We start from the raw sequence: 15,137 nt of genomic DNA, 5'->3' as shown, positions 1-15,137 counted from the left end.
CTTATTCTTCCTCCTTCTCTTCTGTCTTTGCAACCTCTTCCACCTGTGATTTCAGATTTTTCAACAGTGGTAATAAAAACGGTGGAACCGGTGCACCTATATCCTTGATATTCTCCAGAATACTGATGATTTCATTGCATATAATCCATATGGCTACCACGCACGCTATGAGGAATGTTATTGGCATTGTGATTCCGATTGTGGTGGCAGCATATTTCAGTAACTGGTCAACAATTGCTCCAACCACCACCAGAAGCCACATGGAAATCTTCTTTGCAATTCCCCGGAATCCCTTATAGGAATCTACTCTCTGGTTTCGATACTTTGATGCGAAAATACCTGTTGCATAGTCAATAATGTTGCATGCCACCAATAACAATACCGGTACATACAAGATACCGAGCAGGGATGATAAGAACCCCGTTACTGCTGTTATGATTGCTTTGATTGTGTTGTTATTCATTTTCTTTTCCTCCTTCTTTGTTCATTGCTTCTTTCAATTTTTCAATTTCTTCCTGCTGTATCTGCACTATCTTAATAAGATATGGAACCAATTTCGAATAATCAATTGCTAATACCTTATTTCGAATTCCCTTCTCAGCATCAAACTCTTTCTCTGAATAGTCTTCCGGTATCGTCACGCAGGAAGGAATAATACCTAATGTATCTTCGGCAATTAAACCATGCTGATTTTTTTCACCACCGTATGCTTCAATGTAATCAAAATCTACCGGTTTTAATTGAAGAATCTTCTTTGCTTCCTCTTCTGACATATCTACAACGTTTTCCTTTACTAATTTAGAGGAAGGATTTGTAAATGATGTACCATAAACAGGTGCATAAGAACTTCCACTCCAGTCTGCTTGACAATAAATTGCACTTCCTACTATTGCAGTTCCACCTCTTAATGCTCCAAATGTTCCATTCGATTGTATCCTTGCAACTTGGCTACCACTTCCATTGCAAAACTGATGGATTCCACTGTTTGTTAAATAGTTAAAAGTTGAACTTGCATCAATTAAACGACTTGTATAATCTGCTGAACTTCCACCATAGTGGAAATCAATAAATGGTACACCTGCCTGCCCAAATATCTCTATACAAGGTGGATTGTTTGGAAGATAATCGTGTGAATGCGAACTAGGTGGATATGTTGCAGGTTTGCCAGTTATTCCTTTCCATGTCGTACTTTTTGCCGTATCTGCAACTGCCGCACTGCTAACCGTCTGCTGCTTAATGTTATCTGTTGTAATTGCTTTTTTCTTAAAGTCTACAAGCTGTTTGGCAAGTGTACCCTCTTCATTTGGATTTTTTTCCCTTCCATCAAGTACATATCCTTCCTGCGTTATATTTTCTCTCTGTGTTATTTTATCGTTCGATATTTTATTTTGGTCTAAATCATAGATTCCCTCATCCATATGATTTAAATTTTCCGCTGATATCAGTGTGGTTTTATCTGGATAATTCTTCCAATTTATTTTTTCATACGCCATTTTATACTCCTTTCGGATAGCCTATCGAATCTATTACATTCTGAAGACTATTAAATAATTCTAGTGTTTTTTCATAATAAACCTTTGCTGAGTTTTTATCTCCGGTAGCGTAATTTTTTGCTTCCGTTGCACTACTCACTGCTCCTTTCGCACTGTTTGCTGCTTCCGTTGCACTTCCGGCCGCTCCTGCGGCACTGTTCTTCGCTTCATCTGCATATCCACTAGCATCTGTCGCACTGTTCGCTGCTCCTGTTGCACTGCTTGCCGCTCCTTTCGCACTGTTTGCCGCTTCCGTTGCACTTCCGGCCGCTCCTGCGGCACTGCTTGCCGCTCCTGCGGCACTGTTCTTCGTTTCATCTGCATATCCACTAGCTTCTGTTACTGACTGGTTTATTAAAGTTATTGCATCATCTGCCTGCTGCCTCAGTGTTTCCTGCATACCTGATATCTCATTCTGATACTCCTCAAGAGCTGTTGCTTTCTCGGTAAATCCGCTTTCCATAGCAGATATATTCCTCTCTGCGTTCTCCGAAAGTGTCTTGTACTGTTCTGCCTGGTTGCAATAGTCTTCTGCCTGAGCAACCTGCTGCACCAATGATTTGTATTCATTTTGAGATTCAATGATATTCGGGTCCAGAATCTTGTTATATACATAGATTACAAACTCCGGCGAAGTAATAACTGCCCCATCCTGCATAGACAGCTCTATCTGTCCAATACATTCGCCCAACACATTAATGGTCTGTGTCGTGACTTCGTACTGTATCTCAGAGCCATCTATTACACAATCGTTGTAGCAAACTTTACCATCTGGCTTCACGATGCTTACTGCCGCCACTAATACATCCGACAAGTCGTATATCTTTCCGCTCTGCATAAGTGTAAAATGCAGGCTTCTTGTCTTTGTATCTCCCTGTCTTACAGAAATCCGGGGGCGTGTCCGTTCATGATCCAGGTCAAGTCGCATATTATTTACGATATTATTCCTCATAGATAACCTCCTTCGCCCTCATTATATAAAAAAGAAATAGGGGATTTCTCCCCTATTCCGTCTCGATTTTTGACCAATCATCAATTTTTTTATTTGCTTCCGCCTGCGTATATCCGAGGTGCATATAAACTGAGATAAGCAGGTTTTTCATGTCTGCATATTTACCCTTCTTCTTTGCTTCAAGATACTTTTTCTTGTACTTATTTGTCACTGCTGTGGCAATGTCACTATCCTTTTTTCCTCCCTTGTCTTTTGCTTCCCGGATAAAGTTAAATATCTTTTCTCTGTCTGCTCCTTTTTTCATAGAATTATCAATTGCTTTGTATAATTCCTTATACGTTCCGCCGCTGTTCCATTCTTTTAATGTGGTCCATACCTCTTCATCACTCTGACTGGCTTTTTTGTTTAAGAATTCTTTGGCTTCTTTCTCTGTTATTTCTTCATTCAGGTATCTTTCTTTGGCCTTTCTCTTAACTCCTGATATTATTTTCTTTTTTTTAAGCCCTTTATCCTTCAGTTCGTCTTCTACCTCTTTATACAACTCTTTATCTCCAGAAAGATAAGCATTTAGCATTCTCTCATATTGACGAGAATCTGTTCTTTTAATTCCTCCCAGATATTTTCCTGTGGTGGTATTATAAATAGCTTTGAAATCTCTTTCCACATTATAAATTGGAATGCCTGTTATTAAAGAAACTCCATTCATGAACGGCTCTGCCGTTTCTAACCAGGTATGTTTTTCTCTGTAGTCTGCATCTGTTGCATATTTCTGTATGCTTACCACTCCTGCATACAGTTTCGACAATCCCTGCATGTCCAATCTGTTTATATCATATCCCTGCACAACCGAAAGTACATCTTTAATGTATGGGATTAACTGTACTGGATTCAGATTATCTATTACATTGTCTTTGTAATCAGCAAGCCATCTCTCCCAATATGTAGTATCATCGTCTTTCTTATCTCTAAGTGCATCCACGAATGACTGCGCTGCTGCATTCACAACATTCGTAATAATATAGGCTTTCAACGTCTGCTTAAAAAATCTTTTACTTCCTGCATTCCACTTACCCGGCATCTCATACCAGTCTCTTATTGCATTTGCTAACATATTATAAGATTTTGTTGGCTCTGCCATGAAGGACGTTGCCATTTTATGCAAACCATTGTTGCTCCTCATGATTTGCGACCGGTGAAGTACTGAATCGACTACCTGTGTCTGGTCGATAAGCTCATCATATCTATCTACACACAATTCTGTGAATTCATCAGAGCTGATATCCACGTCCGGATGTAATGCTTTTGTTTCCAGCTTTACCGCATTCCACAATACGCCCCATGTTATGTCATCCAGTTTCTGAGCAACTTTCATAGATATATCTTGCAATCCCTCTTTAACAGTATGCTGCGCCGTAATAACCTCTTTCATGGATTGACCTATGGATGTTTCAAAATATCCCCATGACTTCCATTTTGCAATAGGTACTTTTTCCTGTACCTCTCGTACTTTCGGGAGCTTAGTAAATGCTTTCATAAGATACTTCGTATCCATTACTGCCATTGCCCGGAAATAAGCCGTTGGCTGCTGTATTGCCACTCTGATATTTGCCGCCACCGATGCTGCTTTCATGTTTCCAACCAGTCCATCAATGAATTTGACCTGTACATCTCCCGTTCCTTCTGCATTGATATCCTGTATCAATTTTTCGAAATACTCCTGATATTCTTTTCCGTAGGCTCTCTCTATCTGTGCTTTGACAGATGTTTTTGACTCCAGAATATTTAATACTTCATCCTCTGTCATGTGGTCGTCCAGCCCTGCTTTTTGTCTGTAATTAAACCATTTCATTGCATCTGATAATGCCGCTGTATAGCTTCCATAGCTTGCCATATCCGTTACATGCTTTGTAAATACATCAAAGATATCATCCACTACGATGGCATTTCTTGCATTTTTCATTGTTTTTTTTGTAAATCCCTGGTTCTTCACTCCCCAGTATGAAGTCTTGTCCTTTGTATCTACAGTATTTCCGGATGTTTTAATCGGATAATAATGCTGTCCGCCGAATCTTCTGTATCCATACATCTGCATTGTGGTAGCATTACCCCATGCAGAACATCTGTTCTGCATGAACTGTTGCATGGCATCCGCTATTTTCTTCTGTTCCGGTGTGAGTTCATTGCATATTCTTCCCACTTCATATTCAGTGAGTCTGATTCCTTCTGCACTTCTATATACTTTTATTCCTTGCTTTGTATTTGTTATTACTCCTCCATACTTGATATGTTCTTTTGCCTGATCCCGGTTCTTAAGTTCATACAATCCCATCATCTGGGCTGTCGTCATTCGTAATTTCTCACCTCTGATTTTGAACTCATGAACTTCTGCATCTTTTCCGGTCCATTTCTTCATTTCCCTTTTTAACTGTTTTTCAGTGTAACCATTTTCCTCTGCAATCTTACTAAGCTGTGACTGCATATAATCCTGTGCTTCTGCGATTTTTATTATTCTGTTATTCAGCCCTTTTCTTAATCCATTGTAGATACTTAGTGCTGAATCTCCCAGGCGGTAAAAATACGACCTTGGGTCTAACATATTTGCATTCAGCATATTTTCCGCTTTGCTGATTACTTTTCCTCTTAATGTATCTTCATTCCATAGAGTCTTGTCTTTCTTTTTCTGCAATTCTTCAATTGTACTGTCTCCGAGGTCTTCCAGCTTCTGCGTGCGCTCATTTACATAGAGCTGGTTCACGCTGTTAATTGCTCTTTTCAATCCTGAAACAAGTCTGTCCAGATATCTCAAGCCATTCATATCCATGTCCGAAATTCGTACACCCTCATTATTATTTAAGAAGTCTGCTATGTCATCCAGTAAAGAACTGGTTTTCTTATCTCCTGAACTGCCATCCATGAGTGCATTGTAAAGGTCTTCATAATCTCTGGAAATAGCTTCTCTCTCATCGGATAACTTAAGCTGCATCTGGCTTAATGCATTGTACCATTTCAGTGAATTAACACTATTGGGATTCGTCCGGTCTGTCGCAAAATCTATCGCATCGATAAAGTCTGCAACTGTTTTCTTCAATGCATCCGGTACATGATTCTTATCCGTATTTTGGTTGAATGCTGCTACGATTCCCTGTGCATTCTTTTTTATACGTTCCCGGTATCTTCTCCGCTCCTCAATATTTCTCTTCGCCGTACGGTTCTCTGACTGCGCCGCTTTCAGCTTCATATACTTATCGTTGCTCTGCTGTTTCACCTTTGCCAGCTTTGCTTCGTATGACTTTATTTTCTTTCTGATTTCCGTTTCTGCCTTTGCATCACGATAGGCCATAGCCGAGCTGAGTTCTCTTTTCTGTTCATCCAGAGCCCTTTCATACTTCTGTTTCAGGCTGTCTCGTCTGGTCTTTTCCTGCTCTTTCAGTTTTTCGAATCTTTCACGGTATTCTGCATTCAGATTCTTTCTGTATTCCTGCTGCTTTGCAATCAGCTTCTGGGTTTCCGCCAGCACCTTTTTATTTGCTGCATCCGTGCTTTGCTCTACAAAAAATCTCCGGTAAATGTCTAATGCAAGGTCATATGCTGCCTGCTGCTTATTCATTCCAAAGATATTATGCTTTGCCGGTTTCATCTCATTCATAGCATCAATCAATGCTATTGGCTGGTCATTTACAGCAATATCCATATCCAATATATAATTAGAGCTCTGACACAGTTCATCCCACAAGGAATCCAGGTATACTCCATCTTCGGAAAACGTAATGTTTCCGAAATTCATCTTCCGGAACTTCTCGTAGCTATCGTAATAATGAGCCACTTCTTTCTTCTGTGCTTCATTTAACCGGATTTTCTGTGCTTTTAATGTATTTCTGAATGAGTTATACACATCCACTTCCACACTATCCACATCTGTGCTTTCTTCAATTACCGGAGCGGCAATTTCTTGCACGATTCTTACCATATCTTCATAAGATACATTCTTTGTATCCTTCAGGTATGCAAATACCTTCGTCAGATTATCCGCCAGTTCCTTCGCATTGTAGGTACTCTTATATTCCTGCTTGACCTCGGATGCTATCTTACGCATTGTCTTATCGTCAATGCTCACATTTTTAAGTGCTTTAAAGCCGTCCTCAATAATAGAACCCATTTCCTTTTCTGTATCGGAATATTCCTCTTCCAGGATTGCCATGAGGTCTTCATCAATGTCCACTGAATGTCTGATGTCCGGGTCCGCTGTCGGCTTTTTATTATCTACGTTTTTAAACTGATTGGATTCAAACGCTACATATACTTCGCCATCTTCATACTTATTTTTTTCTATAAAACCATCATATCCAAGGAGGTTTCTTGTTGTTTTTAATACAGTTTCATTGTCTGAGCCAGTGTTTACTATCTCCGCAAGAATTTCTGCATCATTTTTATTTTGTATTAATGATTCTACTGCATCATTCATAGCTCTATTGTACCAACTTTGGGATGGATAACCCTCTCCAGTATATTCATAATTACTTAATATTTCATCTCCGGTCGGGTCAATTTCTTTTAAGATTTTCCTCAAATCCTTTGGTTTCAAGGTTACTTCTGACAAAGATAACGGCTTCTCAATGTTTAAATATCCCTTCATTACGCCAGTACCATTTTTTTGATATCCCTTGGCCTTATCCAGATTATCTGTAAAATAAAAGCCTCTTCCTTCTGCCGAACCCAATTGTCCAATATAATCATGTGAAAATACTGTAAAATCACTTCCGGTTCCATGATAAACTTCCTTAAGCCGTCCCTCTGAATCCACAACCTTTGAATCTTTAAAATACTCTTTCTGCTCTTCTGATAATTTTCTTCCTTCGGAATCTACATCAAGTGAAAAAGTTGTTGCATTTTTCTGATTCTGTGATATACTGCTTTTAGAAGCAGTTTCATTATCGTTGTAAAACCCTCGGGAGTTTGATCGTGAAACTGCTTCTTTTAATGTTACATCATATACATAATGTTCATTTCCAGTATCTTTTACATTTATTAGCACATCGAAGTAGTCTCCCTCAAATTCAATTGTTTTGATATAATAATCCCATGTTTTTGCATTTCTATGGAATCTGTTTGTTTTCCCTAGCTCTGTTTTACTTCCTGTATAAATACTATTTTCTGCAAGCTCAATATACTCTCCTTCTGCGCCTATGCTGATTTTAGCTCTTAATCCTTTCCTGCTAGATTTTTTATCTCCATATATCCCCTTTCTAATTCCGCTTTCATCATAAAGTGCATAATATACATGTCCATTTTTTACAAACTTTGCTGCACGACCTGCATATTGTTCTCTCATGATATTCAGCATTCTTTTTTTACGTTCTTTAAAAGTCAGTTTTTTCGTTTCATTACTTAGCGCATATCTTTCTATTCCATCTGGTCCAATTGTTATTGAGTATCTGATTCCACTCTCAGTTGTCTTCATCCGCTGTATACCATCTATCACAAGTGAATCCGATACGTCGTATTCCCAACTTTTTTCAAGCGGAAGTCTAAAGTGCAATTCATCCCCAAAATCATCATCCAGCACAAGCTTCTCGACCGGTATAGTAAATTCCAATATTTCCTTTCCATACCCTACAATCTGACCATCTTTCTTAGTTGAAAAGAAGATGCCGTCTTCCTTTGCAACCATTATCTTTTCTTCTCTAATTTTCTTTGCCGCTTTTTCGCTTGTTGCATGATACAATCTTACATTTCCATACTCATCTACTTCCCCGCCTGCTCTTTTTATTTCCTCTATCATATCGAGAGCATTTAGCAATTCATCTCCGCTTAATCTCTCTTCAATGTTTAAAGAATATGTTTTAAAAGGATTCTTCTTGTCATCTTTAGAAACCGTTTTTTTCGAGCTAATGTCTATTGTCTCTGTTTCTCCCTTCTCTGCCGTTACATTTTCCCGCTTATAATTTTCCTGCGCCTTTGTCAATTCACCCAAAAACATATCTCTTATCCTTTGTGCTTCTTCTGCATCTGCTCTCAGTGCTTTCTTTGCTGTGCTGGATAATACATGATCATTCAGGTATGATGTGATTTTGTCGTAAACTCCCTTGAAGAAGTCAGCAATCGTCTTGAGAATGCTCTTATGCTGGCTCTCTGTCATGTTCTCTGACATATACTTGGAAAATGCTTCTACTCCCTTTTGGTCAGCAAACAGTCCTGCTACATAGTCAAATACATACTCATTTGCAGAATCTTCATAGGTCTTTCCTTTTTCTACTGTCTTATAGGCCTTATGGTACTGTTCAATAGCATTTGTAAGGTAAGCAGCTCCTTCTTTCGTTGTAACATAATTCAATACCGTATCTACTACTTTCTGCATACCTTCATGATTATATGCCTCGGAGAATTCACCCAATTCATGCACAAGTGTTGTGTATTCATTAGTAGTATTTCCCTTTCCTGTGGTCTTTGCTAACGCTATTCTTGACAATGCTTTCTGGAAGTTACCATTTTCTCCATGCTCCAGTTCATCATTCAATTCAATGTCTAGCCCGGTTTTCTTTGCTACCATTTCCACAACCGATTTCATGCGATTGTCAGATTTATCCAGTCTGTTATCGATTACGGATCCAGTTCCCATCTTCACGGCCTGCTGCACATTGGAATTCTGTGATAACGGACTTCTGCTGTTTTCTCCGAGATAATACATTTCCAGCAAGGTTGATGGTGACATTTCACTTACAATTCTTGCATTTACCGGATTATTCATAATACTCTCATATGAAGTTTTTCCAAGTTTTCCAGCATTGTAAAATACTGCGGTTGATTCCAGGTAAGTAGGCATACTTTCCCCGTTGTAATTCTCAATGACTGCATTGGCCGCTTTTGTATCATCAAATGTTGCCGCAAAATTATACAGATTTCGCATGGTTGGATTACCTATCTCCACTGTCTTATAATCTACAACTCTTCCATCTGACAGTTTTACCATGGTTTTCTCCGGTGTGCTCTCTGCAATCTCTACAACGATATCCTGTTTTCCTGTATTTCTATTTACTGCTGCAGTTACCCCTGTCTGATTTCTGCTATACGGTTGCACCGGTGCAACTTTCTCATTTTCTATCACTATTCCTTCCGCATTTTTTACTCTGCCTGTCATGTTGCCCGTGGTGTTCTCAATTGCATTATCTTCCCTTGCAGCACTGGTATCTGCAGTATTATTCATCAGCTCCTGCGCCTGCTGCTGTGCCTGTTCCTGTTCAGCTCCTTTTCTGACAAATCCCTCTGTTATAACCTTGTCCAGATTTACGTCTTCACTTTTTGCCATGGACTCTATAATCTGGCTCATTTGCGAATCAGTAATATTATCTGCTTTTACTGTAGCAGCAATCTGCTTTGCTGTAGAATTCTCCGGCATCTGCTCTGCTGTTTCCAGGATAGTATCTCTCATTGTATTATCCTGGTTAATTGTCTTTCCCATTTTATGATACTGTACAGAATTTACAGTATTTGCAACTCCACCAAATACAGCACCGGAAATAGCACCGGCTACAAAGTCCTGCCCTACCTGATTCCAGAACTGCTCATTAGCCGCTGTTTTTGCTTCGTCTTCTGACATTCCATTTTTCATATATTCCTTTACATTTGTGCTATATTCAGATAATCCGCCATTAATCATGCGGTCTGCTGCTTCATCTGCAAAATCGGTAAATACTTCCTCACTGCCCTCGATTCCAGACTGGGCAGCCCAATCCAATATCTTTTTCTTAAATGTAGTTTTGGTTGGATTCTCCGCCATGCCATATAAATGGTCTAAGCTCAACTTTTCAAATCCTGCCTCTGCTGCTGCATTGGCAATTCCAATAGCGGCGGCTTTATTCGTATCTACACCACGCTCAGACGCATCCACATATGCCTGGGAGCCGGCACTTGCCGCCATGATTCCAAGAGAAACCGGTTCGCTTCCTGTTGCCATGGCTGCGGCCGAATCTGCCATACTCATTCCAACATCGTATACAAACTTTCCTATTGTGGAATCAATGTCATTTGATACTGCTTCTCTTTTTCGGTTTCTCGACTGTGTGAAGCGAGCGGAATACGGGTCATAAGGTGTATAGGCTTCATCTCCTCCGAAATAGTTCTTTGCCGAATGACCCAACTGGTCTACAAAGTCCGCTCCGGAAAGCAATGAATCACCTACAGACGTAGCAGATTCCTTTGCATTAATGAGGAATCCTTTTAATCCTTCCTGCTTTGTTTCCTCTTCCAGTTCTCTCCGTTTCTTTGTATCAATCTGGCGATTATGAATCCAGGAATAGTATTCTTCCATATCATCAGCGTTAATTCCCTGACTTTCCAAGTTTTCTTTTGCGCTGTTATATGCCTTTTCTAATTCGAATGGGTCTCTGCTTCCAATTGTATCTCTTATAGCCTGTTCCTGCTCTGTTGCTTCCTCCTCGTCATGGTCTGTAATATACATCTGCATGACAGCCTGTTCCTGCTCCGTAGTGAGTTTTGCATAATCCTCCGACCATTTCTTGATTGCTTTCTGGTTTTTTCTTACACTCTGCTCATTCTCGTACTTGTCGATTGCTGTATTACCTTCCAGTGCATCATGCTCTTCTGCAGACATGGTTTCCCCTGTTAATCTATTTCTGTATCCTGCGAGCTTTGTATCCTTGGTAATGTTTCTTGCCAGCACTGGACTATCAAAACTACCGTATACCGGTTCATAATTCTTAAGCTTATCTTTATTTCCTTCTTTTTCATCCTTCGCACTTGTAATTTTTGCTGATAATTCTTCATCAGAAAGACTTGCAAGCTCCGGGTCAGATAAGCTCTGATAATATTTATCTATGTAGTCTGCATATTCCTTTGCAGTTTCCGGTTCTTTTTCCGGCATCCATGCTGTATTCTCCTGCTGCTTTAACGCTTCTTCAATCGCACGTTTTCTTGCACCTTTAAAACTGCTTACTGCGTTTCCGTGCTTTCCTTTTTGATTTGAATTCAGTGTGCTTTTTGCATTATTATAATCTTCCACCGTCATTGTCTCTCCAGTGCTTTCATTTCGGTACTCTGTCGGTGTAAGTTTTTCTCTGCTTCTTCCTGTCATTGTTTTATCTTCATTGCTGCTATCATATACCGGTTTGAAGCTATCTAATTTTTTCTTTGTTTCCCGGTTTCTTTTTGCAATATCCAAAGCTCCCTGTAATGCTCTTCCATTTTTTGACATTGCTCTTGCGGTCGTATTTGCCGTGTTCCGTACCTTTTCCAGTGCATAGTCAAATCCAGCAGGTTTTTCCTGCTGGTATCTGCTCATGCTGTTGTGAAAAACTGAAACATCCGGCGAAGCATTTCTATTCATTCTTGCCTGTCTAAGTTCTTCCAGGCTCTTTCTCTCTCCGCCCGATTCTCTTGTTATTGCAGCGCTCCGTGTATTCAGTTTTCTTTCTGTATTTTCATGTGTTCCTTCCTGCCTTTTTTTCTTTAATTCTTCCAAAGATAATCTGTCTGCCATATTGTTACCCCCTACTTTTTCTTCTTTTTGTTGTTAAGAAATCCACTCAAGCTAGGTGCAGAACTTCCCCCTGCTAATGTACTTGTTGCGCTTCTAGCTGTTGGTGCATCAAAGCCAAGGTCGTCATATAGTTTATTCCATATTCCCTCGTCAATAATTCCTGCCTTATACAAGCTGTCTGCATATGAGCTTCCCTGTGATGCGGCTTTATTTTTTAGCTCATTATAGTAGCTGTTGCTGATTGTTCCGCTCGTTGCCGGCCGTGTTCCACCGGATGATGAACTAGAAGAACTCCTGCTTGAGCTACGTCCAGATGAGCCGCTTCTTGCTGCTCTTGCCTGCGACAACGCGAATTCCTGTGCCCACTGTTCATCTGCGATTTGATCTCTCTGCCTCTGATAATCAAACTGTTGCTGCCACTGGTTATCTGCAACATTATCTCTGTCTACCTGATAGTTGTAATCATTCAAATACTTATCGTTAGTCTGTGAATTCTGAAGTGCATTAAACAGATAATCTCTGTCATTCTGCCAATTACTTACTTTCTGCTGATATTCGTCAAAATCATTTCCATGAAGAATGTTATATGCATTCAATGCATTACTGGTATCATTCTGCCAATTCTGGTATTTATCCTGATACTGTCCATATGCTCTATCCTCTGCCTGTCCCAATGCGGAATACTCATTATACATATTGGTGAGGTCTGTATTGTATTTATCTAATGCCTGTCCATAAAGATCCGGAATAATATCATTCAGCTTTCCAAGATATGCCTGGTATGCCTGAGAGCCTGCTGTTGCTCCATAACTATTGCCATATCCTCCGGATAATGCTGCTGCCTGTGATGTTGTATCAAGCATTGCCTGTTTCCCCAGATTAGCATACTGCTCCTTATACTGTTGGTATAATGGGTCTGCATTGAAATCGTATGAAAATGGCTTTTTATTCTGTATTCTATTTAAAATTGTATCAATTGCCCCCTGATACCTGCTGTTATAAGCCCCAGGCTTTGCATTCTGAGTGTCTGTATAGTTTTTATAAGCATCCTGCACTCTCTGCGACTCCTGATAATCTCCAACTTTATTGTTCAGATGGTTATCAAGATTCGTCTGTGCTGTTCGTGTCCCGTCAGATATTACTTCCTCCCAGTTTTTATGATTCCCCATTGTCCTTACCTCCTGTTGATTCTTCTAGTGCCGATATCCTTGCATCTACCTGATTTAATGAATAATTCAGTGTATCAGAAAGATTGTATAGAAAGCTCTTTAAGCTCTCTATATTCTGTTCATTTGACATGTTCTCTATATCTACATTTGGATAATCAAATTTAGCCACTTACTGCACTTCCTTCCTGTATCATTTGTGCTATTGAATATACTTTAACTGCGCCTTTTCCGGATAATCTTAGTTTAAAATGGTCGCATCGTTTTATTCGAACCGGCACCTGGTATGACCGTTTTTTTGTTCCTGTATATTCCATTACCTTTTGCCAGTTTTCCGAATCATACATTATCTCTATCTTGAAATATGCATCTGCTTCTATCTCAAGCCGGATAACCAGCTCTCTGATATATTTGTTATAAATGGAGTCAAGACCCATATCCCCTGTCACTGCATACCATTCCTGATTTTCTTCTTCCTCTCCAACTGGAATTGCTCCAGGATACCACTCTCCCGGATACATATACTGTTCTCCAAACCGATCATCCATTGGAGCTATTGGCATAAATATCTGTTCGTAATTAATTACCCAGATAGAGTTATTCTTATCTAAGAAATACAGTCCGCCATCTGAATATGCAAAGGCTTTCTTAATTCCTTCATCTTCCTTTGTCCACATTCCCTTTGTAATGTCATACACATAAGTACAGTAATTACTAAGTTCATCTCTCATGCAGACATAATATTTATCACGGTATCCTCCGGCAACTGCATCATAGTACATCTCTGTTCCAAGATTTCCAGATATCTTACTTGGCATACTTCCGTTATATGCGCATATACCATCCCGGCTTTTATAATATAAAACCTCATTTAATACAATCAGGCTCTTTTCCGAACCCAACTGAACGCCACGCATAGGTTTCCATGAAAGTTCATAATTACTCGGTTTATCACCAAATAATCTGTGCATGCCACCCTCTTTAAAAAAAAGTACACTACCGGAATAAGATATTGCACCGGTAAAATCCCCTTCCGAACCCACCGTTACTGCGTAGCTGTCAGAGGACAGACCCATATAACATCTCCAGTTCTTTGGATCTCCTAGCTTGCAAGCATATATTTCATGATTTGTAGAAGAACACCCCCACAACCGGTTATCCATCTCAGTTACAAAATCCATATCCGGGACTGTCCTTGAGATGGTTATATTCTCACTGTTCGTAAATACTTTATTAATCAGACCCATCACAATTACATAATCATCCCCGCAACCATACAGAATATTGGATGTATTAAAGTCATAATTGTTATAAATCTCAGCCCTTTTATCTACTCCACTGAATGTAGCAGCATCATATACTTTAAAACCTTTCCCTATGCCTGGTGACTGTATCTTTACATAAGTTGTTCCTACAGATACCCATGCTGCAGAGTTTTCACTCCATATTTTCATTACAACTGTATTTTCAGAAGTATCTATCCAGTATTCATATTGCGTTTTATCCGGTTCTGTATCACCGGTATATGTTTTCTTTTCGGGAAATACCGTTCCGTCCATTTTGCAAAGCGTAAAGGATGGCTTTGTTGTGGTGGTTACCTTATTTTCCATATCGGTTAATGTTTGGTCATATACGTTGTACATAACCTTATCCGGGAAGACACACAAATATGCTCCCATTCTTACAAATGTTCTTTCCTTATCCTTGCATGATTCCTTTAAATCACACGCTTCTGACTGGTTATAGTACAGCTTATTCTCTGTTACCCACACCAGCTTATCCGTGCCATACAGGCCTTTACAGTCTGTAAGGTCCCGCAATTTTCCTCTCGGTATTCTCGGAGACAGTATCGGATAATAATCCGCCGTCATATTTTTCATATCCGAGAATTCCCCGTCTTGTATTCTTCCATTGGCATTGTAGCCGCCAAATGCACTCAGTACCTTGGTTTCCGACCTTGTACTTTGAAGTTTAGGTAATCTCATATGTCACCT

General features: G+C 39.7%; 7 protein-coding genes. All 7 read right to left on the bottom strand.

Annotated elements, in window-relative coordinates; translation table 11 throughout:
- Position 1: 1 nt before the first annotated feature.
- Genes DXB39_RS07155 through DXB39_RS07125 form a run of 7 tightly spaced genes read right to left on the bottom strand, consistent with a single transcriptional unit; the run spans position 2 to position 15,128 of the window.
- Entirely contained in the window at positions 2–463 is a 462-nt protein-coding gene (locus DXB39_RS07155; protein WP_117841381.1) for a phage holin family protein, read from the bottom strand.
- Positions 456–1,493, bottom strand: a complete 1,038-nt coding sequence (locus DXB39_RS07150; RefSeq protein ID WP_117841382.1) for a tail fiber domain-containing protein — start codon at positions 1,491–1,493, stop codon at positions 456–458. The genes DXB39_RS07155 and DXB39_RS07150 overlap by 8 nt, the downstream gene beginning before the upstream one ends.
- 1 nt (position 1,494) lies before the next feature.
- Positions 1,495–2,484, bottom strand: a complete 990-nt coding sequence (locus DXB39_RS07145; RefSeq protein ID WP_117841383.1) for a BppU family phage baseplate upper protein — start codon at positions 2,482–2,484, stop codon at positions 1,495–1,497.
- Positions 2,485–2,536: 52 nt separating this feature from the next.
- The gene (locus DXB39_RS07140) at positions 2,537–11,977 is read right to left on the bottom strand and encodes an ADP-ribosyltransferase-containing protein (RefSeq protein ID WP_117841384.1); all 9,441 of its coding nucleotides are present in this window, start codon (positions 11,975–11,977) and stop codon (positions 2,537–2,539) included.
- An 11-nt stretch (positions 11,978–11,988) separates the two neighbouring features.
- Positions 11,989–13,146 (bottom strand): hypothetical protein, encoded by a 1,158-nt coding sequence (locus DXB39_RS07135; RefSeq protein ID WP_117841385.1) that lies wholly within the window; start codon positions 13,144–13,146, stop codon positions 11,989–11,991.
- Entirely contained in the window at positions 13,133–13,315 is a 183-nt protein-coding gene (locus tag DXB39_RS07130) for a hypothetical protein (protein WP_117841386.1), read from the bottom strand. Before DXB39_RS07130 ends, DXB39_RS07135 begins: the two co-directional genes overlap by 14 nt.
- Positions 13,308–15,128, bottom strand: coding sequence for a hypothetical protein (locus DXB39_RS07125; RefSeq protein ID WP_117841387.1), 1,821 nt, complete (start codon positions 15,126–15,128; stop codon positions 13,308–13,310). The genes DXB39_RS07130 and DXB39_RS07125 overlap by 8 nt, the downstream gene beginning before the upstream one ends.
- Positions 15,129–15,137 lie beyond the last annotated feature (9 nt).

Origin of the sequence: Roseburia sp. OM03-7AC (assembly GCF_003462625.1) — a bacterium.
Classification (GTDB): Bacteria; Bacillota; Clostridia; order Lachnospirales; family Lachnospiraceae; genus Roseburia_C; species Roseburia_C amylophila.
The sequence above is the reverse complement of the archived record's forward strand: the minus strand, read 5'-3'. Positions and strand labels throughout refer to the sequence as shown.